Source organism: Paractinoplanes brasiliensis (assembly GCF_004362215.1).
Classification (GTDB): domain Bacteria; phylum Actinomycetota; class Actinomycetes; order Mycobacteriales; family Micromonosporaceae; genus Actinoplanes; species Actinoplanes brasiliensis.
This window is the reverse complement of sequence record NZ_SNWR01000002.1, coordinates 325,967-351,225: the sequence shown is the minus strand read 5'-3', so window position 1 is coordinate 351,225 and position 25,259 is coordinate 325,967. Positions and strand designations below refer to the sequence as shown.

The window sequence follows — 25,259 nt, the reverse complement described above, 5'->3', positions numbered from 1 at the left end:
GCTGGCCAGAAAGTACGCCGCCCCCAAGCGACAAAACGGAATATCCACAGGCCGCCGGCTGTGACTTCGCGGACACTTCGGAGGATCAGCCGGCGGTAAGTCGGGCGGCAGCTCGGTGCGGCACCGCACGACTCAGCGGGGACGGCGGCTTGGGGCAGAGCCGCGCGGGTCAACCACCGGCCAACCAGGTAGGAGACGACTCAGCAGGGACGGCGAGCTCGAGGCAAAGCCGCGCGGATCAACCGACGGCCAGCAGACGGGCCAACCCGGTACGAGACGACTCAGCAGGGACGGCGAGCTCGAGGCAAAGCCGCGCAGATCAACCAACGGCCAGCAGACGGGCCAGCTCGGTGCGGGACCGTACGCCGAGGCGCGCGAACACGTTCCGCAGATGGTGGTCGATGGTGCGCGGGCTCAAGTGCAGTTGCGCGGCCACCTCACGATTGGTCGCGCCCTCGGCCACCAGCACGGCGATTCGTTGCTGCTGAGCGGTGAGTTGTGCCGCGGGCCCGAGGGCGTGCTGGGGAGAAGCGGCGAGTGCGGCCGCGGGGGGATCCATCGGGGCGATCCGCTCCCCCGCCGCGCGCAGCTCACGGGCGGCCTGCTCGGCCCACGGTTCCGCGTCGAAGCGGTGGAACGTCTCGGCGGCGCGCCGCAGATGGTCGCGGGCCTCGGCCGGTCGGCGACGGCGGCGCAGGTGACGCCCGTACAGCAATTGGGTGTGGGCACGGGCGTAACCGCCGTCGGCGTCCCGCTCGTGCCAGTCCAGGGCCTCACGGAACCAGTCGTCGGCGCCCGCGCCCGAGGTGAGCGCCCGGCAGCGTCCGCGCAGCGCGAGCCAGGCCGGCCGTCCGGTGCGTCCCGCCCAGCGGTCGAAGACGTCGCTACCCGCTCCGGTGGTCTCGACCAGGTGCGGGGCCACCGCGACCCGCAAGACCATCGACCCCGTACGGGCCACCCGGGTCAGCCGTTCGGCAGCCCTTCCCGGTTCGCCGCGCACCAGGTCGAGCAGCGCCTCCGCCCAGTCCTCCAGGGGCGACGCGGCGGCCTGCTCACGCGCGGTGGCGGCGTCCCCGCGGAACGCGGCCAGCAACCCGAGCAGGGCCCGGTGCGCGTCGGCCAGGTCGGGGCGGCCACTGCCACGAGCGACGGCGACCCCGTCAAGCGCGTACGCATGGGCCGCGTCGTGCCGTCCCGCGGCCAGTTCGGCGTACGCGGCGACTTCGAGGGCTTCCGGCACGAGCGGCGCGTTCCCGCCCTCCCGCGCGAACGTCACGGCCCGACCGGCGAGACGTGCGGCCCGATCGTCGTCGCCGAGCAGGATGCCCGTGCCCGCCGCCCGGGTCAGCGCGGCCGCCTCCGGTTCGGTCAGGCCCTCAGCCAGCCGCAGCACCTCCCGCAGGTGCGCGAACCCGTTTTCCTCCTCCCCCGTCATCAGGTCCGCCAGCCCCAGCACCTGCTGCACGCCCATCGCCGTGACCGCACGGCCGTCGCGGCACCGGGCAGCGGCCAGCCTCGCCAGTCCGGGGAATCGACCCGCTTTCCCCGTACGCCCGCACGCCTCGCCTGCCACCAGAAGCGCGTCGAGGGCGGCCGCGGGGTCGGGCGTCATCAGTTCCGCTGCCACGTCGAGCAGCGTCTCCCGCGATTCGGCGGGCGCTCCCCGGGCGTGCGTCTCGGCGATCAGCGCCCGCGCCCGGGCTCGCACCACCGCCTGGCCGGTCGCGTTCCCGGCCCGCCGCAGCAGGGGCGCGGCGTCGCGGGGACGGCCCGCTGCCAGTGCGCTACGGGCGGCGGCCAGGGCAACCGCCGGGTCTCCGCACAGCTCGGCCGCGTGCCGGCGGGCCCGGAAAGCGTCGAGGGCAGGGGCGTTCTCGGCCGCTTCGAGCAGTTCACGAGCCAACCCGTCGTCGGGGCCCCGGCTGATGCGCGCGCGATGCACGAGAGCCGCCAGCCGCCGGCCGCGGGCACCGAGAACCACAGCGAGGGCTCGGTGGGCGGCGTGGCGATGGCCGATCGGGGCCTCGCCGTAGACCACGCCGCGCAGCACCGGCGGCATGAACCGCACCCCGGCGTCGGTCACCTCCACCATGCCCGCACGCTCGGCGGGTTCCAGATCGTTCAGACCCGGCCTGTACGCGGGGACGGCGTCGGTGAGCGGGCGAGTGATCCCGTCCGCCGGCGAGGCGGCGGCTTGGAGCAGGTCGGCGGGAGCGGCCGCAGACTCAGCAACAGCTTCGAGCAAGCCGGCAGGAGCGGCCGTCGACTCAACAGCGCCTTCAGGTAAATCGGCAGGAGCGGCAGTCGACTCAACAGCAGCTTCGAGCAAATCGGCAGGAGCAGCCGCCGACTCAGCAACAGCTTCGAGCAAGCCGGCAGGAGCGGCTGCCAGCTCAGCGGCGGCTTCGAGCAAATCGGCGGGAGCGGCCGTCGGCTCGGCGGCAGCGAGCAGCAGCAGATGGCGGGTCGGCGGCGGCAATGTGGCCAGCAGGGCCCGTCCGTGGGCTTGGAGCGCGCTGCCCCGCGGCAGGGCGACCGGCGCGGCGGCGTAACCGCGACGTTGTTCCGGCGTGAGGGCGGCCGCGAGTTCGACGAGTGCCCCTGGATGCCCGGCCCCCAGGTCGGCCAGGGCGGATGCGACGTCCGGCGCGAGATCGGGCGCGCAGCGGTTCAGCAGGGCGAGGCTCGCGGACTCGTCCAGGGGCTCCAACCGCAGCACTGGCAGGTCGGAGGCTGCCGCGAGGCCGCGCTCGTCGGTGGTCACGGTCGCCAGCAGCGCGACGGGCATGCTGCTCAGGCGACGCGCGGCGAGCCGGATCAGCTGCCACGACGGCGGATCCACCAGGTGCGCGTCGTCGATCAGGCAGAGCACCGGCCGGTGACGAGCGGCCCGGCGCAGCAGCGCGAGCACGTTCACTCCAAGCGTCAGCGGGCCGGTAGCGGGCGGACGTCCGGAGATCACGTCGGCCAGCGGCTCCCGCCGGCGTGGCGGCAGGTCGCCGACAAGACCGGCGAGCGGCTCGATCAGGCGCTGCAATCCGGCGTACGCGAGACCCGACTCGTCGGCGTGCCCGTCGGCGCGGAGAACCGTCCACCCCGAGCCAACGCCGGCCCCCTGGGATCGCGGGAGCACGTAAAGCCCGCCGCTGGAGGAAGACGCCCGCCCGCCGGGGAACACGGTCGCCGGCTCATCCCCGTACAGCAGCGTAGTTCGCCCCTCACCTGGGCCGCCCGCGAAGATCAGCGCGCCGCCCAGGCCGCCCCGGGCCCGATCGAGCAGCGACTGCCGGGCGACCGTCTCCGTGCTCCGCCCGTACGGGAAGGTATTTTGCACTTGAAGTGCACTAACCATGGCGCGAGTCTGTCGCCGCAGGCAACGGCACGGAAGACCAGGGCCCGAACTTTTCGGCTGGTGAAATTTCATGGATGTTAACGAGGCCGGTGGTTTCGCCGATGCGCACCGCCCGGAGCAGCGCAAACACTGACCGCCATCAATCCCCAACCCCCGGGAGCGTGTCAGGTGCAGCAACTACGCAACCCACGCCGGATAGTCCTCGCGATGGCAGCGGCGGTGGCACTGGCCGTCGGGCTCGGCGCCGCGCCGGCTCAGGCCGCCGACAACCCGTACGAGCGGGGTCCGGCCCCGACCGTCGCCGCGCTCGACGCGAGCCGTGGACCCTACAGCGTGGCCACCGACGACGTGTCCTCGCTGGTCCTCGGCTTCGGCGGCGGCACGATCTACTACCCCACCAGCACGAGCGAGGGCACCTTCGGAGCGGTCGCCATCTCGCCCGGCTTCACCGCCCGCTGGTCGAGCCTGTCGTGGCTGGGCCCGCGCATCGCCTCGCACGGCTTCGTGGTGATCGGCATCGAGACCAGCACCCTGTACGACCAGCCCGACTCGCGCGGTGACCAACTGCTCGCGGCGCTCGACTATTTGACGCGGTCGAGCTCGGTGCGCAACCGCATCGACCCGACCCGGCTGGCCGTGGCCGGTCACTCGATGGGCGGCGGCGGCAGCCTCGAGGCGGCCCGCACCCGCCCGTCGCTGCAGGCAGCCGTGCCACTGGCCCCGTGGAACCTGACCAAGAGCTGGTCGACGCTGCGGGTGCCGACCCTGATCGTGGGCGGCGAGAGCGACTCGATCGCGCCGGTCGCGTCCCACTCGATCCCGTTCTACACCAGCATCCCGTCGGCGTCGGAGAAGGCGTACCTGGAGCTCGACAACGCCTCGCACTTCTTCCCGCAGACCACCAACACGTTCACCGCCCGCCTCGCGGTGGCCTGGCTGAAGCGCTTCGTCGACAACGACACCCGGTACGACCAGTTCATCTGCCCGGGCCCGTCGAGCGGCTCGATCTCCGATTACCGGAACACGTGCCCGCTCGCCTGATCACATGTCCCCGGACAGCCGGCCGGTGGGCGGACCCCGCCGGCCGGCCCGGTGCGGTTATTCTGCCGCGGGTGAGCGTCAAACGTGGTCGGCCGCCGGGCATGATGGACGTCGCCCGCCTCGCGGGGGTGTCGCATCAGACCGTCTCGCGCGTGCTCAACGAGCACCCCAACGTCAGCGAGCAGACCCGCCTCAAGGTCCGCGCGGCGATCGCCGAACTCGGCTACCGCCCCGACCGGGCCGCCCGCGCGCTGGTCACCGGCACGTCCAAGGTGATCGGTGTCGTCGCGCAGAATTCCTCCCTGTACGGGCCGGCGTCCATGCTGACCGCGTTCGAGGAAGCGGCGCAGGCCACCGGGTTCGCGGTCAACGTCGGCAGCGTGCGCAACCTCGACGAACGGTCGATCGCCGACGCCGTGGAACGCCACCTCGACCAGCGGGTGGCCGGGCTGGTCGTGATCGCGCCCGTGGCCGGCGCCGGTCCGGCCCTGGCCAAGCTGCCCGGCGACGTGCCGCTGGTCACCATCGACGGCGACCCGCAACTGTCGTCCACGCTGGTGACGGTCGACCAGGTCGCGGGGGCCCGCGCCGCCACCGAACACCTGCTCGCCCAGGGCCACGAGACGGTCTGGCACATCTCGGGGCCGGCTGACTGGTTCGACGCGGCGGGGCGCATCCAGGGGTGGGAGGCTGCCCTGCGCGAGGCCGGGCGCGAGATCCCGCCGCTGGTCACCGGCGACTGGAGCGCCGCCGCGGGCTATCGCAACGGCCAGCTTCTGGCCCGCCTGCCCGAGGTGACCGCCGTGTTCGCGGCCAACGACCACATCGCGCTCGGGCTGCTGCGGGCGCTCAACGAGCACGGCCGCCGGGTGCCGGCCGACGTCAGCATCGTGGGCTTCGACGACGTGCCGGAGGCGGGTTTCTACAACCCCCCGCTGACCACGATCCGCCCCGATTTCGACGCGGTCGCGACGGCCTCGCTGGAGCTTCTGCTCGCCCAGATCGAATCGGGGACCACCGATGCCGTACGCCGCACCATCGAACCCACCCTTGTGGTGAGGGAAAGCGTCGCACCCCCGGCGTAGTCTCTTCGCGTGCCACTCCTGCTCGTCCTCGACGGCAACAGCCTGCTGCACCGCGCCTACCACGCCGGTGCGGGCGACGGCTGGCTCGACGACGACGGCAACCCGATCTGGGCGTTGCGCGGCCTGTTCGGCTATCTCGCCCGCGCCGCCGCCCACCTGCGACCCGACGCCGTGGTGGTCGGCTTCGACTGCCCCGAGGAATCGGCCCGCCGCACGGACTACCCGGCCTACAAGGCGCACCGCCCCGACAAGGCGGCCGACCTGACCGCCCAGCTGCTGGCCGCCCCCGCCCTGCTCGGCGACGCCGGGGTGTGCACGGTCGTGCCCCGCGCCTACGAGGCCGACGACGTGCTGGCCAGCGCGGCCGCCACCGCCCGCGCCCAGGGCTGGCAGTCGGTGCTGATGACCAGCGACCGCGACGCGTTCTCCCTGATCGACGACGCCACCTCGGTGCTACGGATCCGCAACGGCGGCTTCGACGAGGCCGTGCTGATCGACGCGGCCACCCTGGCCTCGCTCTACGGCGTGCACCCCTGGCAATACCGCGACTTCGCCGCGCTGCGGGGCGACCCGTCCGACAACCTCCACGGCGTACGGCGGTTCGGCGCGACCACCGCGGCCAAGCTGCTCGCCGCCTTCGGCACGGTCGAGGCCGCTTGGGAAGCCGGGGTCGCCCTGGTCCGCGAGACCGTCGGCGCCCACGCCGCCAAGAGCTTCACCGACCCCGCCGCCCGGGACATCGTCGACCGCAACCGCCGCCTGATGAGCATGCGCCACGATCTGCCCATCCCCGACCTGTCACTGGCCCGGCTCCCGCTCAACCGTTTCGTCCTGCGCCAGGCTCTGCGGGCCCGCGGCATCAACCTGGGGCCGTCGTTGTGGGCGCTCAACGGCGGCTCACCTCCCACGGCCCCTGACGCCGACCTCACTCCCGAGTTCCGCCCGTGGGTCTTCCGGGGCAGCCTGACCGCGCGCCGTGAGCCGACGCCGGGCCAGCTCTCCCTGTTCTGAACCGCACGGTTCTGAACCGCACGGTTCTGAACCCGCACGGCGAGAGCGAGTCGCGCAACGCCGACCGTCGGCGCGAGACTCCGCTCGCCGTCCCGCCGGACGTCCGCTCGCTCCCAGTTCCGTCTTCCAGCAGCCCGCGCCCACAACCCGACCGGGGTCAGCATGGCCGCCACCCGACCGGGGTCAGCATGGCCGCCACCTGTCCCGGGCCCCGCGCTGCCCGCACACCCCCGGAGCGCCTCGCCGGGTCTCTCCCCATATGCGTCGCCGCCGGCGCCACCCGTAACCACTCATGCACGTCGCCTTCGGCCGCTCCACCGAGACCGCCTTGATTTATGCGACAGGTAGTCGTAATCTTTGCGACAGTTAGTCGCGTAAACTGGAGGACCCACATGAGTGCACTCGACGATCGCCTCGACCTGATGGAGCTTTTCGGCCTCTACGCCGACATCGCCGATCTCAAGTCGTTCACCGACCTGCCCGGCCGGGTGTTCACCGACCCGCTCACCCTCGACTTCTCGTCGGTCACCGGAATCGCGCCGGCGGCCGTGCCGCTCGGCGATTACGTCGGGATCCTGCGCGCCGGCTTCGAGCCGTGGGCGGCCACCCATCACGTCATCAGCGGCCACGTCATCGAGCTCGACGGCGATCGCGCGACAATCCACGCCCACGTGCGCGCCGAGCACTGGCTGCCGGCCGAGCTCGCCGCCGACGGCCCGAACCGCTGGCTGGTGGTCGGCTTCTACCACAACGAGGCAGTCCGTACGGCGAACGGCTGGCGGCTCAGCCGGGTCAAGCTGACCGCGACACACCAGGAGAACGCCCACCTGGCGGGCATCGCTGTGGGTTCGGCGTCGGAGTTCGCCACCACCGGGCAGTGAACGACGCCGGCGCGGTGAGGCAGGATGAGCGGGTGCCGCGGATTCGGGGAGCCAGCATCGAGGAGCACCACGAGATGGTGTGGACCGACCTCGCCGAGGCGTTGCGGCAGCTCCTGCTCGAGCGGGACTACGACTCGATCACCATGGGGCACATCGCGGCGCGGGCCGGGCTGGCACGCAACACGCTGTACAACTACGCCCGGGACAAGAGCGCGCTCGTCCAGGCCCTGACCGAGCGAGCAGCCCAGCCCGCGGTCGCGCGTGTCGCCGCGATCGCTGCCCGTTCCGAGGAGCCGGCCACCGAGCGCATGCGGGACATCATCGAGGCGTTTCTGCGGGCCTCCAGAGACCAGGCGCTGCAACCGATGTTCCGGCCGGGCTCCGGGCCACTCGTCGCCGCGGTGCCGAAGGGTCCGGACAACCCGTTCAACGCCATTGTGGCCGAGGTCGAGAACGTCGTCCGGGACGGCATCACGCTCGGGGAGTTCCGGGACGTGGACGACGTGCCGCTCACGGTGGAGCTGCTGTCGGGAGTCGTACGCGCGGGTGCCGAGCGCATCGGCCGCGACCCGGCCACCTTCGCCGGGACAATGGGCGCTGTTCAGGAGGTCGTGCTCGCCGCCCTGAACCACGAGCCGAAACAGGCCCGCAGCCACCAATGAGTGATGCCGGGCCGGACAGCGCCGTTCACCCGAGTCGCCGGCAGAGGTCGCAGGTCAACGACGAGATCCCCGCCGCGATCGTGTCCGCGAGCGACCGACGCAGTACTCACAGCGGCCGATGCAGTACTCACAGGGCGCCCGGATCCGCGACGAGCTGGAAGCCGAGCCGGTGCCACTGGCCGGCCGGCGTCCCCTCCGCCGCCCGTTTGATCGCGGCCACCTCGATCGCGGGAGCGCTGGTGACGGTGACCCGGGCCGTCATCCCGAGATCGATGAACGGCACATCCCCGTACCGCCAAATCTGCGAAACGGTCAGCCCGCCCGCCATCGACCCTGACGCCGCCGATCTCAGCCGCACCCGGTCGCCGACCCGCACGACACCCGCCAGGCATCGAACCGTGCACGTCAAAGACCCGTACGACAGGTGGGTGAACTCGCTGATCTGCAGGCGCGCCTCGTCGGCCATGCGCGAGTGTCTCACGGCCGCCGGAGCCATCCGCGCGGAGTGATGCGTCGAACTACCAGTTGCCAAGTCGCGTTTAATTGCCAAGACTTTGCAACAGCGGGCGTAGCTCAGAAGCTGCGGCCGAGACCCACGGGTGGGGAGGCGTCATGGAGACGACGGCGATGCACATCGCCAACGGGATCGTGGACGGGCCGGTGTCGGCGGTGTTCGCGGTGCTGGCGGCGGCCGCGCTGGCCTTCTGCGTACGGAGGGCCCGCAACGACCTCGACGACCGGCTGGCGCCGATGGCGGGCCTGGTGGCGGCGTTCATCTTCGCCGTGCAGATGCTGAACTTCCAGGTGCTGCCGGGCGTGTCCGGGCACCTGCTGGGCGGCACGCTGGCGGTCATCCTGGTCGGGCCGTGGGTGGGCGCGCTGTGCGTGTCGACCGTGCTGATCGTGCAGTGCCTGCTGTTCGCCGACGGTGGCCTGACCGCCCTCGGCCTCAACGTCACCAACATGGCCCTGCTCGGCACGGCCGCCGGCTATCTGCTGGTCGCGGGCCTGCTGCGCGTTCTGCCGAGGAACGCCCGGGGCCTGGCCGTGACCGCGTTCGTCGCGTCGGTGATCAGCGTGGTGGTGGCGTCGCAGGGCTTCGTCCTCCAGTACGCGCTGGGCGGCACCACCGAGCTGTCGCTGCCGTGGGTCTCGGGCACGATGGCCGTCTCCCACACCCTGATCGGCATCGGCGAGGGCCTGATCGCCGCGACCACGGTCGCCACCGTCGCCAAGGTCCGCCCGGATCTGGTGTACGCGCTGAGGCGCTTCCGCAAGCCCGCGCCCGTCGTCGAGGTCGGAGTGAACGCATGAGCAAGAAGCTGGGCTGGTTCCTCGCCGGGGGTCTGCTGGTCGCGATCCTGCTGGCCGGCGTGGTGAGCAACTTCGCGTCGTCGAGCCCCGACGGGCTGGACGCCACCGTCCGTGAGGGCTGCACGTTCAACGCCGAAGGCGAGATCACCGGCGGCCACTGCATCGCGCAGGAGGAGGGCGAGCACCAGCTGGGAGACTCGCCGCTGGCCGACTACGGGGTCCGTGGCCTGGGCGACGGTCCCCTGTCGACGCTGGTCGCGGGCACCGCCGGGGTCCTGATCACCTTCGGGATCGGCGCCGGGTTGTTCTGGGTGACCCGCCGCCGCCAGAAAACGGACGCCTAGGTGGGCGCCGGGCACGCCCACCCGCTGCACCTCGACCGGCCCAGCCCGGTGCACCGCCTGGCCCCCGAGGTGAAGATCGCCGCCGTCCTGCTGTTCACGATCATCGTGGTGGTCACCCCCCGTACGGAGTTCTGGGCCTTCGGGGGTTACGCCGTGTTGCTCGCCGTGGTCGCTGTCGTCGCGCGCGTCCCCGCTCTGTGGCTGGCCAGGCGTGCCACGATCGAACTTCCGTTCGTGCTGCTCGCGGTCGCGTTGCCGTTCGCCGGGCACGGGGAACGCGTGGACTGGCTCGGCATGTCGCTGTCGGTCGACGGCCTGCACGGGGCGTGGAACATCTTCGCCAAGGGCACCCTCGGCGTGGTCGCGTCGCTGCTGCTGGCGGCCACCACGACCATGCGTGACCTGATCCTGGGGCTGGACAGGCTGCGCTGCCCGGCCGTGTTCACCCAGATCGCCACGTTCATGCTGCGCTACCTGGACGTCCTGGCCGACGACGCCCGCCGGATGCGGATCGCCCGGCTGGCCCGCGGTTACGACCCCCGGTTCCTGTGGCAGGTCAAGGCGTTCGCGGTCAGCGTGGGCGCGTTGTTCCTGCGGGCGTACGAGCGGGGCGAGCGCGTCTACCTGGCGATGGTGTCGCGGGGTTACACGGGACGGCTGCCCCGCGCCTCGGACGACCGGGCGCCCGTGTCGCAGTGGGTGACGGCGGCGACGTTACCGGTTGCCACCGCGGGGATCGCCGTGATCACCGGGCTAGGCTGACCGGAATGACGATCAGCGCGCTCCGGGTCGACGGGCTGCACTTCGCCTACCCCGACGGCACCCCGGTGCTGCACGGCGTCGACCTCACGCTGGCCCCCGGCGAGCGCGTCGCCCTGCTCGGCCCCAACGGCGCCGGCAAGACCACTCTCGTCCTGCACCTCAACGGCATCCTGCACGGCGGCGCGGGCACGATCGAGGTGGCCGGGGCCCGGGTCGACCCGTCCGACCGGGCCGGGCTGGCCGAGATCCGCCGCCGCGTCGGCATCGTCTTCCAGGACCCCGACGACCAGCTCTTCATGCCCACGGTCGCCGAGGACGTCGCTTTCGGGCCACAGAATCTGGGCGTACGCGGTGACGAGCTGAGCAGCCGCGTCGACGAGGCGCTGGCCGCGGTCGGCATGAGCGAGCACCGTGACCAGGTTCCGCACCACCTGTCGTTCGGGCAGCGCCGCCGGGTCGCCGTGGCCACCGTGCTCGCCATGCGCCCCGAGATCCTGGTGCTCGACGAGCCGTCGTCCAACCTCGACCCGGCCAGCCGCCGCGAGCTCGCCGAGATCCTCGAACCGCTGCCGGTCACCGTGCTGATGGTGACCCACGACCTCCCGTACGCGTTGCAGCTGTGCCCCCGCGCGGTCATCCTCGACGCCGGGCGCATCGTGGCCGACGGACCCACCCCCGGCCTGCTCGCCGACGAGGCCCTGCTGCACGCGCACCGCTTGGAGCTGCCGTTCGGCTTCGACCCGGCGGCGATGACCCCGGGCCGGAGGGCCGGCTGACCGTGGACCTGCCCACCGACGACGAGATCCGCGCCCTGCACGAGCGGTTCGCCCCCGGCCCCGAATCGTTCGAGCTGGTGTGGACGCACTGCCGCATCGTGCGCGACCTGGCCGTGGCGCTTCCCGCCCCCGGCGCCGACCCTGACCTCGTACGGGCTGGGGCTCTTCTCCACGACATCGGGGTCTACCGCCTGCGGCCGGGCGAGGCGTACATCCGCCACGGCGTGCTCGGCGAGGAGTTGCTGCGTTCCCTCGACCTGCCGGAGCCGCTGGCCCGCGTCTGCTCGCACCACACGGGTGTCGGCATCACCCGCGACGACGTACGGGATCAGGGTTTGCCCTTGCCGCCCGGGGACTACCTCGACGAGACGCCGTCCGAAACCGTGATCATGTACGCCGACAAGTTCCACAGCAAATCCCACCCGCCCAGCTTCCTGACCGCCGAGTCGTACGCGTCGTCGGTCAGCCGTTTCGGGCCGGCGAAGGTCGCCCGTTTCACCGACCTGGTCACCACGTACGGCGAGCCTGACGTGGCCGGCCTGGCCCGCCGTTACGGTCACGAGGTGCGCTGACGTCCCGATCAGCGGGCCGCGTGGATGTTCTCCAAGTCCTCGAGCAGGCTCGGGTGGGCGGGCACCCAGCCGAGCGTCGCGCGCGTCCGACGCGATGGGCCCGATGAACCGTGAGCTCGGCCCCCGGCTCAAAGCCGCCGTTGCCGCCAGCACCGAACTGCAGGAACGCGACGCCCTCAAAAGCGTCAGCCTGGCCGCCGCCATCACCGAGGCGCTCGTCGACCGGGGCGTACCCGACCCGGTCGCGGCCCTTGCGGGCGAACTGGGCGTGCTGGCCTTCAAACGCGGTTACGCCGAATGGTCCGAGTCCGACGCCGACACCGGCCTCGCGCCCTACACCCGAGCCGCGTTGCAGGAGCTGCGCGCGGCCACGGCCAGTCTGAGCTGACCCGGCAGCCGACGTCCGAGCTCGCGGACCTCCACCTGCCGCCTGCGACGGCTCTCTCCCTCAGCTGCGGTTCCTGCACAACTCACGAAGTGCGGTCTAGCGCCCCACGTGGGTGTCGAGCCAGTCCTTGAGCGGGCGGCTGGCACGCAGGAACGCGGTGACACGGGTCTGCGCCTTGTTCGTGCCGAGCCAAGCCGCGGGCTGCCACTCCTGCCACGTCGTCAAGCCCTTGTGCCGCAGCAGATCCACGCGCGGATGATCCTTGGCGAACCCCCGTGGCGCCGACTTCAAAGACCCGTGCCCGTGTACGCGGATCGGCCCGCCCTCGATCGACGCGATGATGCCCGTCAGCTCCTCCCCCGTCTTGTCGTCGGCGACCGCGCGGCGGTAACGCTGAAGCTGCTCACCGTCCAGCTGATACATGCCACAGCCGGCCGCGAGCCCGTCGGCGGACAACTGGATGTAGCCGCCCGCTTCGAGCCAGGCCCCCAGATGCGTCTTGTACGGGGTTTTGTCCTTGCTGAACCGCACATCCCGGTACGGCCGGAAGACCTTGCCCGGCCCGAACTCGGGTTCGAGCGCCGCCAGCAGCTCAAGCATGGGACCGCGTACGTGCTCCTCGTAGAACTCCCGGCGCGCTGTCCAGTACGTCTTCGAGTTGTCGGCCGCCAGACCCTCGTAGAACTCGAGCGCCTCAACGGGCCAGCCACGGAACGTCACGCCCGCAACTTACCGCCCGCGCGGGGCCACAGTCAGTCCGGGCCGAGCCGGGCTGGGGATGCTCTCCTGCTCGAAATGCTGCGACACGTCGAGGACGAACCCAGCCTGCTCGGCGCCAGCAGCCACCTCCTGACCGTGGCGGTCGGCTCGCGATGCGCCACCCCCGCTGCGCGCCGATCAGCCGTCCTCGGCGGCGTGCGCCAGCTCCTGATAGGCGCGGAACAGCTGATGCTGCACCCGGATCTTGTGCTCGCCGATCGTCCGGCCCCCCGACAACCCCCGAAGCCGATCCCGGGCGATGCAGTCCTCCACGTCCACGGTCGTGAAGTCCCAGATCACCAGCTCGGCATCGCAGCGCTCGGCCAGCTCCCGCACCGCCTCCAGATAATGCGGAAGCAGAAACGGATCGTCACAGACGACATCGATCCCCGCTCGCAGCAACGCCTCGATCGCGGCGTTCACCACCAGCTGCTCCCGCTCGGCATACCGGGCGCCGTAGGCCGCCCCATCACTGGCCAGCACATGCGGATGCAACATCGCGGCGATCTCGTCGCTGCCCACCCTCGCCCGATGCTCCGGATCCTCAGCCACCCAGCTCAACGCCTCGGTGGTCTTCCCCGAAGCCGGTAAACCCCGGGTGACGATCAGCTTCCGCCGCACCTCTCGGCACCGCCCCGCGCTCACAGCCGGACCGGGCCGGTCACAAAAACAAGCTCCACGCCTCGATGTTGACCGCCCCCACCACCCAGATCCAGATAGCACTCACGAACAGCACCGGTTGATGCCGATTCACACATGGCGGATGAGGATCTCTCGGACGCGAACACCAGCTCGCCCTGATAGTACACATGTTCGAGGACGGCCGCCGTGTTGGCAGACGTGATGCGGCCGGCTCAGGACGCGGCGAAGCTCACCGCCGCTCCGCTGCGGCCGCCGGCCGACAACGAGATCACCGACTGCCCGACGGCGGCCTACGGGCTCGAGCAGGCCGCCGCCGTCCAGAGCCGGCTCGTGCAGCACGCCGCGTGATGGCCGAGTTCCGCCGCGGGGCTTCGCTCGCTGTTGCTGCTCAACGCCGGCCCACCGCGCGACCTCACCGACCGCGTCGCCGCGCCGGCCCGGAGCGATCGACCGACTGCACGGGACCGGAGCCTCTGTCCATGCCGCATCGGTGCGGCATGGATCGACGTACGTGCACTTAATACGGTCCTCGAGGAGTCGCCGGCTCATCCGCAGCGGCCGGCGTCAGATCGTCGAGAGGAACGTCGATGCGATCCATTCGTGTGCGACTCGGCGCCATCATCGCCATGGTCGTCAGCACCGTCGGGCTCGGTGCGGCTCCGGCCCGTGCCGCGGAGGGCTGGTCGTGCAGCTTCCCGCCGCCGGGCTACACCTTCGTCGGCCTCCGCCAGCTCTCCGGCGTCTGCGGCTCCCCGTGGCCCACGATCCAGTACAACCTCCGGTTGCCGGTGGACGGGCTGACCGCGTGCTCGGTCGTCGAAGGCTGGGCCGTCACCAGTTCCCGCTCATCGGCGAACTCGTGCGCCCTCACCGGCACGGCGTTCCAGCACAAGCTGGCCACGCCGGTGGCCGGCCTGTGGTCCTGCAACGTGCCGCGGGGCTGGACCTATTCACAGCAGCGTACGGCCACGAACGTCTGCGGCAACGGCACCTTCCCGATGTTCCAGCTGGCTCCGCTCTGATCAACCAGCCACGCGGATGATGTCCGCGATCAGGCGTACTCCACCCCATACCTTGCAGGAGATCCCCGAACCAGCCCGCTACGGCTGTCCGATCCTCGTCCGGTCCGATTCGGCGGGCAGCAGCTACGCTCCTCGCGCACCTACGCGGCCTGCGCGAGGAGAAGCCCGAAAAGATCGACGAGTTCGAGGCGCCGGACACGTTCGATGCGGCCCTGCCCGGGTCCGGCCCGGTGGTCGCCGCGGACCGCGACCGGATCGTCGGATTCGTCTACGGCTGCACGGTGACGGCGAACGAGCGGTGGCGTCGGACGGCGTCGGTGTGCAGGGCGCTGCGCAGGGCGGACAACTTCCACCTGGTCATGCGCGCGGTCACACCGGGCATGGCGGACGAGCCGGAGGATGTCAGGCGCCCGTCTGCTGGTGGAACCGCTTGCCGGTCGGGCGGAACGCCACGCCACCCTGCACCTGCTGGGGGGGGACGCGACCCGCGCCGGCTACGAGATGCTCGGGCGGCGTGTGCGGTCCGGAAATGGGCCGGCGCAGCACCGTGCTGTCAGTGATTCGGGGTGCGCACCACGGTGTCGAGCTGGCCGTCGCGGTCTGTGTCGAGGTAGGTGAGCTCGGGCACCCCGTCACCGTCGAGGTCGAGCTGCACCACGTCGGCGATGCCGTCACCGTCGAGGTCGGTGACCACCTCAATCGATCCGTCCGAGCGCCGACTGACAATCGAGTGAGCGGTGGTGGTGACACGGCCTGCCGGTCCCGGGATCGGCGGCGATGCAGGCGTGGAGGATGGTTGCGGTCGGGGCCTGCTGTCGTACGCCCCGACCGGGCCGTCGGTGCCGGCCGGATCGATCTCCTCTTCAGAGGGGTAGACGTCGCCGTGCCAGGCGGGATCAGGGTAGGTACTCATCTCCTTCAGGTTCCCTGACGGAACCGGCGGTAACCGTCGGCGCACGCCCATGCGGTCGGCCGCGCGTACGACATCCTGGTCGCCGACCACGGCCGGGCAGTCCCTGACTCTCGTGGCAGGTCCATCTCGCGGTGCCGTCGAGCATCCGCGCCCCGGCGGCCTGCTCGCTCGAGCGGCTCAGCCCTGCTTGGAGGCGAGCAGGGCTGCGGTGCGGTCCCAGAGCTCACGGGCCAGTGCGGGGTCGAGGGCCTGAGGGTTGTTGCGTCTCGCGGGCCGCTTCTTCTCGTAGTAGGTACCGGACTGCCAGTCGCGGCCGGGTTCGCCCGCGGCGAGCCAGATGAGCTGGGCGGCGCCCTTCTCCGGGCCGATCAGGACCGGCCGGGTCAAGCGGTAGACGTGCCGCAGCCAGCTCTGCGCCTCGGTGGCGAAGCTCGTCGCCACGACGCCGGGATGGAAGGCCGCGGCGGCGATGCCCTGATCGTGGTAGCGGCGGTGCAACTCCTTGGTGAACAGGATGTTGTAGAGCTTTGCGGTCGAGTAGGCCCGCTCCGGGGTGAAGTCGCGCTGGTGTTCGAGGTCGTCCAGGACGAGCTTGCCCGCGATGCGGGCGCCGGTGCTCGCCGTCTGGATCACCGAGGCCCGGCTCGCGATGAGCGTGTCGAGCATCAGGTGGGTGAGCCAGAACGGCGCCAGATGGTTGACCTGGAACGTCCTCTCGAACCCGTCCACCGTCCTGTGCTGCTTCCCGATGACACCCCCGGCGTTGTTGGCCAGCACGTCGATGCGGGGATAGCGCGCGATCAGGTCGGCGGCGAGCGCTCGTACCTCCTCGAGCCGGGCGAAGTCGGCGATGAAGTGATCGGCCCCGAGTTCCTCGGCGACGGCTCGCGTCTTGGCCGGCGAACGGCCGACGAGCACAACGCGATGGCCTTGCCCGTGCAGGCCACGCGCGGCCGCAGCGCCGATCCCGTCCGAGGCCCCGGTGATCACAATCGTCTTTGTCATGCACGTCAGTCTATGACGCTGTTGTCAGTGACTGTCAAGTGCGACATGCGACGGTTTCTGCCGCTAGGATCGGACCCGATGAGCGAGAAACAGTTGACTGTGCGCGAGCGCAGCCGCCGGGCCGTGCAGAGGGAGATCGCCGAGGTCGCGCTGGGGCTGTTCGCCGATCGCGGCTACGACGCCACCACCACCGAGCAGATCGCGGCTGCGGTCGGCATGTCACAGCGCACGGTGTACCGGTACTTCGCCACCAAGGACGAGATCCTGCTCGGCAAGGTCGATCTGGTCACCGGCGACATGCTCGACGCCCTGCGCGCCCGTCCGGCCGACGAGCCCGTGTGGACGTCGCTGCGCCGCACTTTCGACGTCTTCGGCGTCCCGCATCATCCTGAGTACTCCGCCGCGATCGCCCGGCTGGTGTTCGACTCGCCCACCCTGCTGGCCGCCTACTTGGAGAGACTGCGCCGCGCGCAGGACGCCGTCATCACCGTCCTGCATGAACGGGCCGAGGCGGCAGGGGCTCCGTACGCCCCCGACGATCCCACCCCGCGCGCGCTCACCACGGCGGCTTTCGGCTGCCTGGTCGCCGCCCACTACTCCTGGCTGGCCTCCGGCGCCGTGACCCCGTTCGAGCAGTCCGTGGACCGGGCCATCGCGACCCTCCGCCCGGCTACCTGACCGGTCAGGCAGGCGAAGGCTCGCGAAGCGGCTGGTTCGCAGGCCCACATGACGAGCTCGACGCGGTTGCGGATCCTTCGGCGTGCCTGTGACGACAACTGCCCACCCCGCACGGAGTCAAGCCGGGGTGCGACTTCATGACATCCGTCAGTCACGGGGCACTCAACAGCAGGGTGTCGAGATTACGCAGGTAGAGGAGTTCCCTCAGCGAAGCCCGCTTCGAGACGCCAACCCGCGCGCTGAACACCGGACCAGCAGGGCTGGTGTCGAGGGCACCCCTCAGATGTGGTCGAGGTGCGTACGGATTTCCGCGTCGTGGTGCATGATGTGCCCGGTGGCAGTGAAACTTTCATTGCCGGCCAGCGATCCCGTCCGGGTCTCGGTGACCGTGAAACCCTCGCTCAGGTACAGCCCAAGGGCAGCCGGATTGCCGTCAAGGACCGTGACCTCCACCCCAGGCCCCGCAGTAGCGAGGGCGTGCCGAAGCAAAGCCCGGCCAATGCCTTGGCGGTAGCGCCGATGGTCGGCGTACAGCCAGGTGACTTCGTTGTCGTCCAGCGCGACGAACCCGGCCATGGTCCCGTCGACCTCGGCAACCCACAGTTGACCGTCGAACAGCCCTTCGGCTTCGGCGGTCTGCTCGAGCGTCAAGAACGCCTCGACGCCCACAGAATGGCGGAGTTCGTCGAGCCGAGCGGCATCGTGAATCCGCGCGATCTGGTTCCAGTCATCATCGGAATAGGGGCGGATGCTGATGTCGCCAGCTCGGCTCCAACGACCAACACAGCCGATTCGTCGGTCAACTGGGACAGCGGTTCCGACCGGAGCAGCTCCCCATCCCGAAGCCGGACGCAGCACCCACCCACGCAGAGATCTACCCGTCGCATGCGCGCTTCTGCCGTCAACAAGCCGCCGTCCGTGGCCAAAGGGGTGCGTTGATCCAGCCACGAGTCGCGTGCCTACGACGAAAACTTGCGCCAACCCACTGGTCGAGCCATGACGATGAGCATCGTTCCCAGCGGCCCCACAGGCTGGGAACGAACCACGGCCGGTGATCCAGTCCCTTGCGGCGAACAAGCCACTGGTTCAGGCGGTAGCAGACGGCGATAACCGCCACCCATGCCAGAAAGACCACGATGTCTTTCATCGCCCCGCCTCCCTGTCCTAGATCATCCAGACCCTAACCCCAGCGGTCGAGACGACAGCCCGCCCTTCGGCCGACGTCATCCTGCGCCGAGCACCCGGACGCCAGGCTCACGCACTCGTATGGCCGCCGGCGAAGCGCCCGGACGGCGCGGGCAGCGGCGTCGCTCGAGGACACCTGACGAATTCGACCGCCGCCCGGACCCGTGCTCGCGCCGGCACAGCCACCACCGGCCGTCCCCGAGCGCCGGCGACAAACCGTTCGCTCGGCGCTGGTGACCTCCATAAGGTGGCGTCATGGATCGACCTTCGCCGGTTCTTCTGCTGGATCTCGACGGCGTGCTCAATCCTTTCGCCGCTCCCCGCTGTCCTGACAGCTATCAGGAGCGCGTACTTTTTGATGGGGAGGAGCCGGTGCGCTTCTGTGCGGCGCACGGCGGCTGGATCCGGGAGCTGGCCGCCGTCGGCGACCTGTGGTGGGCGACCGGCTGGGGCGAGAACGCCAATGAGCTGTACCTGCCGCTGCTGGGCGTCGAGGCGTTGCCGGTCGTACAGTTCCCGCTGGCGCCGTTCGAGCCGGAGTTCAAGGTGCCGGCGGTCGTCCCGCAGTCTGGATCGATGACAATCACACGAAGGCGGGACGCCGCTGGTCCGCCGCTCGGTGCGCACCGACGTTACTGGTGGCGATTGATCCCGCGATCGGTTGGACTCGCAAGGACGTCGATCACGTACTGGGATGGGTAGGCGATTTGCAGTCCTGACCCGATCCCCGCACCATGATCATGTGCGCGGATTTTGATATGCGGTAATCCTTGGTGATCCACAGCACGTTCGTTGCTGGAGTGAGTGGTTGACGGCAAGCTGAAAACGAAGATCGTGTGCGGGGCACCTCCACCAACGACGGCGTCGTCGGCGAAGTCCTGGGGGCCACAGCATCGTGGGCCGGCCGGTCACACGTGGATGTCGCTGATCTGCGCGGAGTCGGCGTCGACCCATCCGTTGGGGCCCATCCAGACACAGACCGCCCCGGCGAGCCCCAGCGGAAAGACCGAGCCGCCGGTGGCCACGCACTCCGCGAAGGTGACTGGGGAGCGGGTGGCGCCCTGCGCCGTCGACCCGAACCCGAACACCGCGACCAGGGACGTGAGGGCGGCGGTTGCGGCTGCAACAGCCAGGCGAGATCGCATATCCATTCCTCTCCTCCGTGGTGGCGGTTCTGCCACCGCAGAGGAAGCTAGCTCCGTCGAATCTGGAAATCGCCTAGAAATCGTTCGGATGTCTCGTCGCTCGACGTCGTCGCACAACCGAAACAACGCGGGCCAAGGACATCCGACCGCGTGACAAGGGCAGCTCGGTGAGCCGGCAGAAGTGCTTGAACGCCGCCACCGCGAGCGCGTGGGCCTACGGCCTACCGTCCAGGCTCGGCCCGGATCCGCTTGTCGACAGGGATGGCGAAGGATGGGTTCATGCGTGATCCCGGTCCGCGAAGTCCTCACCCGGCTCTACGACGCCCCTGTGGTCAGTCCGCGCTCCGCGTGGTGACAGGCAACCGGTTGCAGGCCGCGCCGGAAGTCGTGCCGCCACGTCAGCTCGCCGGGCGGGACCGCGAGACGAAGATCGGGGAATCGCGTCATCGGCGCCGTGAACCCCAACCGGACCTCCACCCGGGCCGGCGGCGCGCCGAGGCAGTAGCGCATGCCGTAGCCGAAGCCGATATGCAGGTTGGGGCGGCGGTCAAGCAGCAGCCGGTAGGCGTCCGGGAACCGGTTCTCGTCGCGGTTCCCCTCCGCGAGGCTGACGGCGGCGGCATGACCATCAGGCGGGATGGGCTGCGCCTTGACCATACGTCTACGAAGCGAGCTGCTGATGCGACAGTTGCCGCCTGCAGCCCTGGGCCGCGGGCGGACAGACGCGTTTCGGCAACCCCAGGTCTCACTACTTGGCAGACGGCAAGCTCAGTAGACGTGCCGGTGGCTCAGCCGACGCTCACGGCCACCCGTCGCGCACGTACGGGATCTGCCACCGCCCCGGCCTCACCGCCACAACCCCGTATGCACCGCAGGCCGACGTCGTGTCAGTCAACACCGTGAACGTTCATGGTCACGGCACTGGCGGACAGCTCCGCCCGACCGGTTCACGCAATGACGCAGGGAACACCGTTGAGGGTGAAGGCCGTGGGTGAGCCGGTGTTGCCGGTGTGGGTGGCCTGGAAACCGAGTTCGACGGAGGCGCCGGGCGCGAGGGTCCCGTTGTAGTCGAGGTTGCGCGCGCTCACCTGACCGCTGGCGGGCGAGTACGTGGCATTCCAGCCCGAGGTGATGGCCTGGCCCGAGGGCAGGGTGAAGGTCAGCGTCCAGCCGTTGATCGCCGAGGAACCGGTGTTAGTGATCTTGATGCTGGCGGTCAGGCCGGTGCTCCAGGCGCTGGTCGTGTAGGTGAGGCGCGGCCCGGTGCCACCAGCGGGCGGGTCAGTGGGTACGGGGGTGACCGTCGGGCTGGGCGACGAGGTGCCGCTGACGCTTGTCACGAAGGTCATCACGCTTCGGGCGGGCAGCGTGACGGTGAGAGAGCCGTTCGACATGCTGAGCGGGTTCTGCGGGGCCACGTTGCGGCTCGAGTCGGTCAGCCAGTTCGACACACTGCCGGATGCGGTCGTGTTGGCCAGGGCGAACTGCTGGCTGACGGACGAGGTGTTCTTGTTGACGGCGACGATGACAACGGTTGTGCCGTTCCGGTACGCCGAGACGTACACGTTGCCGGCTGGGTTGGCTGTGGCGTCGATCCGGACGTATCCGGGGCGCACGAACCGGGCGAAATGCGCCATCATGGCGCCACGCTTGCTGATCTGACCGTCCTCGCGCATGGGGCCGTAACTACGCCGCAGATACCACCAGACGTAGGCCTGGAACTCGGCGTCCACCATCGCGCGGTGGATGTGCTCACCGACGTCGAGCGCCTCCGGCCAGGCGTCGCCGGAGTTGGCGTTGCTGTTCGGGTAGTAGACCTCGGTCATCCAGAGTTCCTTGCCCGCGCCCTTCTGCTTGAACAGGGGGTACGGGAAGTTGGCGTAGGACGTGCCGTAGAGGTGGGCACCGAGGATGTCCACGTTGGCGAGCGCCGCGGCGTCGTTGAGGATCGGGTCCGACAGCGACTTGATGTACTGGAAGGACTCCGGGGCGATGATCCGGGTGCCGATGGAGCCGGCGTTCTCCTTGAGGAACTTGACTATCTCGGCGGACGTCCACCAGGTCCACTCCGAGGCGTAATCGGGCTCGTTCTGTACCGAGATGGCGTACAGGTTCACGCCGTTGTTGCGCATGTGGGTGGTGAAGTCATTCAGGTGCTGGGCGTACGCGCCGTACGAACTGGCTCTGAGCCGTTTCTGATTCGGCTGGCCGTTGCGCGTGAAGGTCTCGATCATGCTGGCTGGCGGGTTCCAGGGAGACGCGAAGACGGTCCCCCCGAGCGCGACCGCGCGCTGCGCCGTGGCCAGGTCGCGGCTCCAGTCCGAGGAGTTCTCGCCGACCGGGATCCGCAGGATGGAGAACCCCAGCTGCCCTTCCCCGTTGCTGAAGGCCGTGGTCCGCTGAGCGGCGGTCAGGTCACCGATCCAGCCCGCGTGCACCATGGCGCCGAAACCTTTGATCGTCTGCCGGGTGGCTGACGGGTTGATGTTCGCCGCCGCGGCCGAGGCTTCGGTCGCCCGTACGACCGACGCCGCGACCGTGGCGACCGGCAGGGCACCCATCGTCGTGAGGACGGTCCGCCGACTCAACCGTCGTGGCCCGCCACCCGCCGGCTCGTTGTCGTTCTTCGTCATGTCTCGTCCTTCTCATTCGTCGGTGCCCGCCGATGCTCGTCCACGCCGCAGCGGTCCAGGCGGCGCGCCAGCGGCCTCGTCGTCAGGGTCCGGGGAACCTCAGTCCGACCGGCGACACGGAACGCGAGCCAAGGGGTTGTGCCTGCCACGCCCAACTATGTGAACGATAACCAGCAGCCCACGGGAGCGCTCCCATATAGCGCGGTCAATGTTGCCAGAAGGTTTCCCCTGCCTCAAGAGGCGGGATGAAATGATCTATGAGAGCTCTCTAGCTGCGGATATGCACGTGACTAGAGCATCGCTACCGGCGCCAGTCAACTGGTCAACCCGCTCATACCATGTACCCCACGTCGCTTCCCGGCAGAGCTGACGGGACTTTCCAGCGCCAGAGTGCGCCACGAATGTTCACGTTCTCACGATGCTGCTTCACGGAGACGACTGCCACGTCACTTCCGGGACTGACGGCGGCCCGGGTGACCAAGCCGGCCGACGCGCGAAGCGTCTCACATTTATTTACTACCCAAAATGGATGTACTTAATTTTCGAGAAAACGGGATCGTTTCCAGGCTTTGTGCCGCCGCATAATGGGTGGGTTCGTGCACCCCTCGACACGCTCCTTTCTCCCTGTGATGCCATCAGGGCTTCGTTCAGATCCCGCAGCGTTGACGACGTCAGGCGCTTAAGCCAGCCCAATGAATACGCGAGGCTGTTTGGGCTTCGTCTCTGGCAAGACCCAGAGTGACGGCCGCCAACTTCGCTCTGATCGCCCTCCGGCGGTCGGTTACGTCGCTGCGCACCTGCTCAACCACCGATGGCCTGGCCAACGTTGACAACCTGGCCCTGCTCTGCCGTCCCCATCACCGGCTGATTCAGAACCCCGCGGAACGGGGCGGAGAGGAACGCACGGGTCGCGTTACTCGCCGGGTTTCTTGAACTCCACGGGTTCGGTGCCTTCGAGGTAGTCGGCCAGGGTGCGATATGTGACCGGGTTGACGATGTCGTGACGCATGTCGTCGGTGTGGTTGGCCCAGTCCGGGTTGACCATGTAACCGGCCACCACCAGACCCGAGGCGCCGACCACGAGCGAGGCGGTGCGGTTGCCGTCGGTGGTTCCGGTCTTGCCGAAGATCGGGTGCTTGATCGTGCGGTACGCGTTGGGCTCGGTGCTGCCGGAGCAGTTGCCGAGCTGAGCGCGGTCGCCGACGGGGCAGCGGGCCGCGTCGATCGTCTTGCGGGCCACGTCGGGGGTGGTGGCCCGGACGCAGCTGGGCTGGCCGGTCTTGAGTTTGGTGCCGTCGGACGCGGTGATCTGTTTGATCGGCGTGGGCTTGCAGTACATGCCGTCGCCGGCCAGGGTGGCGTACGCGTTGGCGATGTCCAGGGGCGTCGAGGTGGTCACGCCGAGGGTGAAGGCGCCGAACTGGTGCGCCGCCTCCTCGGTCGCCATCAGGTCGCGGTCGCTGGACGAGCGGTACTGCATGCCGAACCGCTTGGACACGTCGATGACTTTCTCGGCCCCGACCTGTTCCTGCAGCGGCACGAAGTACGTGTTGACCGACTTGCCGAAGCCGCTCCACATGTTGAACGTGCCCTTGGTGTTGGGTGACGAGTTCGACGGGCAGTAGATCGACGTCCCCGGGCAGGCGGCCGGCGAGTTGAACGCGACCGGGTAGCTCGACTTGTACGTCGAGTCGGACGTGATGGGGTGGTCCAGCTCGTACCCGTTCTCGAGCGCGGCCACCATCGTGAACATCTTGAACACCGAGCCGGCCTGGTACCCGTCGATGTCGCCGCCGCCCGTGATGATCGGGTTGGTGGTGTACGGGTAGGTCGCCCGCTGCCCGGCCTTGCGCAGCCCGGGGTTGGAGCTGGGCGGGTTGGTGCCGTCGTCGAGCTTGAACTTGCGGTTGGCGGCGAGCACCTTGACGTGCCCGGTGGCCGGTTCGACACCCGCGATCAGGACGGCGTTCTTGTTGTTGTCCTTGATCTTGCGGTTGATCTGGCGGCGGGCCGCGTTCTGGGCCTTGACGTCCATCGACGTGATGACCGTGTACCCGCCGCTCTTGAGCTGCCGCTCCCGGTCGTACGCGTTGTCACCGAATTCTTTCTGCTCCATCCACCAGCGGTAGAAGTAGTCGCAGAAGAATCCCCAGCTGTTGGTCTGCACCGACGTGCAGCCGTTTCCGGGCCGGTTGGTCGTACGGGCGAGTTTGGTCTTCTTGGCCTTTTCGCCCTCGGCCTTGGTGATGTGGCCGAGCGACACCATGTTGTCGATGATGTAGTTGCGCCGGGCCAACGCCTGCGGATAGCCGGTCTCGGTGGTCGGGTCGAACGCGGTGGGCGCTTTCACCATTCCGGCCAGCAGCGCCGACTCGGCGATGGTGAGGTTCTTGGGCGACTTCTTGAAGTAGACCTGGGCGCCCGCGTAGATGCCGTACGCCCCGTTGCCGAACGGCGCCAGGTTGAGGTAGCGGGTCAGGATCTCTTTCTTGTTGAGGTCCTTCTCGACCTGCAGCGCGTACTTCATCTCGGCGATCTTGCGTTCGGGGCTGTCCTTGGTCGCGTCGATCGCTTCCTGAGCCGTCTTCGCCCCGTACGCCTGGGCCATGCGCACATATTGCATGGTGAGCGTCGAGGCGCCCTGCTGCGAGCCGCCCTGGCTGTTGTTGACGAACGCGCGAGCGATGCCTTTGACGTCGACGCCGTTGTGCTCGTAGAACTTGTGGTCCTCGGCGGCGACGATCGCGTTCTGCATGTTGACCGAGATCTGGTTGTTCGGCACGTCGCTGCGGAACTCGTCGTACAGCACGGCCAGCTGGGTCTTGCCGTCGGCGGCGAACACGCGGGTCACCTGGGGCGCGGCCTGCTGCACGATGGTGCTGGGCAGCGACGCGAACTCCTCGGCGCCCGCCTTGGCGACGAGCCCGCCCAGCGCCACGGCCGGGAAGGAGGCGGCGGAGACCACCACGGCGGTCAGCAGACCACACATGAGCAGCAGGCCTGCTTTGCCGAACAGTGATCGGTTCTTGCTCGCCACGGGTCGCCGGACCCCTTCCTCGACGCCGACTGGGACGCCGAGGAAGGTACCC

26 protein-coding genes are annotated in these 25,259 nt (G+C 69.5%); 15 read left to right on the top strand and 11 right to left on the bottom strand.

Annotated features, from left to right (window positions below; translation table 11 throughout):
- Window positions 1–319: 319 nt before the first annotated feature.
- Window positions 320–3,334, bottom strand: coding sequence for a helix-turn-helix transcriptional regulator (locus tag C8E87_RS33625; protein ID WP_166661374.1), 3,015 nt, complete (start codon window positions 3,332–3,334; stop codon window positions 320–322).
- Window positions 3,335–3,559: 225 nt separating this feature from the next.
- Between C8E87_RS33625 and C8E87_RS33620 the strand changes: the two genes are divergently transcribed.
- From C8E87_RS33620 to C8E87_RS33600, 5 genes are all read left to right on the top strand, one after another.
- A complete protein-coding gene (locus tag C8E87_RS33620) occupies window positions 3,560–4,393 on the top strand; it encodes an alpha/beta hydrolase family protein (protein ID WP_133877471.1) in 834 nt (277 codons plus the stop codon).
- Window positions 4,394–4,494: 101 nt separating this feature from the next.
- Entirely contained in the window at window positions 4,495–5,478 is a 984-nt protein-coding gene (locus tag C8E87_RS33615; RefSeq protein ID WP_133879112.1) for a LacI family DNA-binding transcriptional regulator, read from the top strand.
- 9 nt (window positions 5,479–5,487) lie between these two features.
- Window positions 5,488–6,489, top strand: a complete 1,002-nt coding sequence (locus C8E87_RS33610) for a 5'-3' exonuclease (RefSeq protein WP_133877470.1) — start codon at window positions 5,488–5,490, stop codon at window positions 6,487–6,489.
- A gap of 392 nt (window positions 6,490–6,881) precedes the next feature.
- Window positions 6,882–7,370 (top strand): nuclear transport factor 2 family protein, encoded by a 489-nt coding sequence (locus C8E87_RS33605; protein WP_133877469.1) that lies wholly within the window; start codon window positions 6,882–6,884, stop codon window positions 7,368–7,370.
- 32 nt (window positions 7,371–7,402) lie between these two features.
- Window positions 7,403–8,032: a TetR/AcrR family transcriptional regulator gene (locus tag C8E87_RS33600; protein ID WP_133877468.1), complete on the top strand. Its 630-nt coding sequence runs from the start codon at window positions 7,403–7,405 to the stop codon at window positions 8,030–8,032.
- A 127-nt stretch (window positions 8,033–8,159) separates the two neighbouring features.
- Here C8E87_RS33600 and C8E87_RS33595 read toward each other — a convergent pair whose 3' ends face one another.
- Window positions 8,160–8,498: a hypothetical protein gene (locus C8E87_RS33595; RefSeq protein WP_133877467.1), complete on the bottom strand. Its 339-nt coding sequence runs from the start codon at window positions 8,496–8,498 to the stop codon at window positions 8,160–8,162.
- Between the two features lie 146 nt (window positions 8,499–8,644).
- Between C8E87_RS33595 and C8E87_RS33590 the strand changes: the two genes are divergently transcribed.
- The 6 genes from C8E87_RS33590 (at window position 8,645) to C8E87_RS33565 (ending at window position 12,188) form a co-directional block, all read left to right on the top strand.
- The gene (locus C8E87_RS33590) at window positions 8,645–9,346 is read left to right on the top strand and encodes an energy-coupling factor ABC transporter permease (protein ID WP_133877466.1); all 702 of its coding nucleotides are present in this window, start codon (window positions 8,645–8,647) and stop codon (window positions 9,344–9,346) included.
- Window positions 9,343–9,690, top strand: coding sequence for a PDGLE domain-containing protein (locus C8E87_RS33585; protein WP_133877465.1), 348 nt, complete (start codon window positions 9,343–9,345; stop codon window positions 9,688–9,690). The genes C8E87_RS33590 and C8E87_RS33585 overlap by 4 nt, the downstream gene beginning before the upstream one ends.
- The gene (gene cbiQ / locus C8E87_RS33580; protein WP_133877464.1) at window positions 9,691–10,452 is read left to right on the top strand and encodes a cobalt ECF transporter T component CbiQ; all 762 of its coding nucleotides are present in this window, start codon (window positions 9,691–9,693) and stop codon (window positions 10,450–10,452) included.
- 5 nt (window positions 10,453–10,457) lie between these two features.
- Window positions 10,458–11,228, top strand: coding sequence for an energy-coupling factor ABC transporter ATP-binding protein (locus C8E87_RS33575; RefSeq protein WP_133877463.1), 771 nt, complete (start codon window positions 10,458–10,460; stop codon window positions 11,226–11,228).
- Window positions 11,229–11,230: 2 nt separating this feature from the next.
- Window positions 11,231–11,800 (top strand): HD domain-containing protein, encoded by a 570-nt coding sequence (locus C8E87_RS33570; RefSeq protein ID WP_133877462.1) that lies wholly within the window; start codon window positions 11,231–11,233, stop codon window positions 11,798–11,800.
- 103 nt (window positions 11,801–11,903) lie between these two features.
- Window positions 11,904–12,188, top strand: a complete 285-nt coding sequence (locus C8E87_RS33565) for a hypothetical protein (protein WP_239080136.1) — start codon at window positions 11,904–11,906, stop codon at window positions 12,186–12,188.
- A gap of 96 nt (window positions 12,189–12,284) precedes the next feature.
- On the opposite strand, the gene C8E87_RS33560 is transcribed toward C8E87_RS33565, so the two are convergent.
- Both C8E87_RS33560 and C8E87_RS33550 read right to left on the bottom strand, forming a co-directional pair.
- A complete protein-coding gene (locus tag C8E87_RS33560; protein WP_133877461.1) occupies window positions 12,285–12,908 on the bottom strand; it encodes a DUF2461 domain-containing protein in 624 nt (207 codons plus the stop codon).
- A gap of 177 nt (window positions 12,909–13,085) precedes the next feature.
- Window positions 13,086–13,568 (bottom strand): AAA family ATPase, encoded by a 483-nt coding sequence (locus tag C8E87_RS33550; protein ID WP_166661373.1) that lies wholly within the window; start codon window positions 13,566–13,568, stop codon window positions 13,086–13,088.
- A 207-nt stretch (window positions 13,569–13,775) separates the two neighbouring features.
- Between C8E87_RS33550 and C8E87_RS43985 the strand changes: the two genes are divergently transcribed.
- Both C8E87_RS43985 and C8E87_RS33545 read left to right on the top strand, forming a co-directional pair.
- Window positions 13,776–13,937: a hypothetical protein gene (locus C8E87_RS43985; protein WP_166661372.1), complete on the top strand. Its 162-nt coding sequence runs from the start codon at window positions 13,776–13,778 to the stop codon at window positions 13,935–13,937.
- A 239-nt stretch (window positions 13,938–14,176) separates the two neighbouring features.
- The gene (locus C8E87_RS33545) at window positions 14,177–14,611 is read left to right on the top strand and encodes a hypothetical protein (protein WP_133877459.1); all 435 of its coding nucleotides are present in this window, start codon (window positions 14,177–14,179) and stop codon (window positions 14,609–14,611) included.
- A gap of 553 nt (window positions 14,612–15,164) precedes the next feature.
- Here C8E87_RS33545 and C8E87_RS33540 read toward each other — a convergent pair.
- The gene (locus C8E87_RS33540; RefSeq protein WP_239080137.1) at window positions 15,165–15,614 is read right to left on the bottom strand and encodes a hypothetical protein; all 450 of its coding nucleotides are present in this window, start codon (window positions 15,612–15,614) and stop codon (window positions 15,165–15,167) included.
- Between the two features lie 87 nt (window positions 15,615–15,701).
- Window positions 15,702–16,529, bottom strand: coding sequence for an SDR family NAD(P)-dependent oxidoreductase (locus C8E87_RS33535; protein ID WP_133877458.1), 828 nt, complete (start codon window positions 16,527–16,529; stop codon window positions 15,702–15,704).
- Window positions 16,530–16,607: 78 nt separating this feature from the next.
- Between C8E87_RS33535 and C8E87_RS33530 the strand changes: the two genes are divergently transcribed.
- On the top strand, window positions 16,608–17,207 hold the full coding sequence (locus tag C8E87_RS33530) for a TetR/AcrR family transcriptional regulator (RefSeq protein WP_166661371.1): 600 nt from the start codon (window positions 16,608–16,610) through the stop codon (window positions 17,205–17,207).
- Window positions 17,208–17,486: 279 nt separating this feature from the next.
- On the opposite strand, the gene C8E87_RS33525 is transcribed toward C8E87_RS33530, so the two are convergent.
- Window positions 17,487–17,999 carry a GNAT family N-acetyltransferase gene (locus tag C8E87_RS33525; RefSeq protein ID WP_203720613.1) on the bottom strand — a complete coding sequence of 171 codons (513 nt, stop codon included), beginning with the start codon at window positions 17,997–17,999 and terminating at the stop codon, window positions 17,487–17,489.
- A 648-nt stretch (window positions 18,000–18,647) separates the two neighbouring features.
- Here C8E87_RS33525 and C8E87_RS33520 point away from each other — a divergent pair.
- On the top strand, window positions 18,648–19,094 hold the full coding sequence (locus tag C8E87_RS33520) for a hypothetical protein (protein WP_239080138.1): 447 nt from the start codon (window positions 18,648–18,650) through the stop codon (window positions 19,092–19,094).
- 206 nt (window positions 19,095–19,300) lie between these two features.
- Here C8E87_RS33520 and C8E87_RS33515 read toward each other — a convergent pair whose 3' ends face one another.
- The 4 genes from C8E87_RS33515 to C8E87_RS33500 all read right to left on the bottom strand — a co-directional run bounded on the left by C8E87_RS33515 (window position 19,301) and on the right by C8E87_RS33500 (window position 25,207).
- The gene (locus C8E87_RS33515; protein ID WP_133877456.1) at window positions 19,301–19,537 is read right to left on the bottom strand and encodes a hypothetical protein; all 237 of its coding nucleotides are present in this window, start codon (window positions 19,535–19,537) and stop codon (window positions 19,301–19,303) included.
- 315 nt (window positions 19,538–19,852) lie between these two features.
- Complete coding sequence (locus tag C8E87_RS33510) at window positions 19,853–20,194, bottom strand: cytochrome P450 family protein (RefSeq protein ID WP_133877455.1); 342 nt, start codon at window positions 20,192–20,194, stop codon at window positions 19,853–19,855.
- A gap of 290 nt (window positions 20,195–20,484) precedes the next feature.
- Window positions 20,485–22,170, bottom strand: a complete 1,686-nt coding sequence (gene xynC, locus C8E87_RS33505) for a glucuronoarabinoxylan endo-1,4-beta-xylanase XynC (protein WP_133877454.1) — start codon at window positions 22,168–22,170, stop codon at window positions 20,485–20,487.
- 913 nt (window positions 22,171–23,083) lie between these two features.
- Window positions 23,084–25,207 (bottom strand): transglycosylase domain-containing protein, encoded by a 2,124-nt coding sequence (locus tag C8E87_RS33500; RefSeq protein ID WP_239080139.1) that lies wholly within the window; start codon window positions 25,205–25,207, stop codon window positions 23,084–23,086.
- Between the last annotated feature and the right edge of the window lie 52 nt (window positions 25,208–25,259).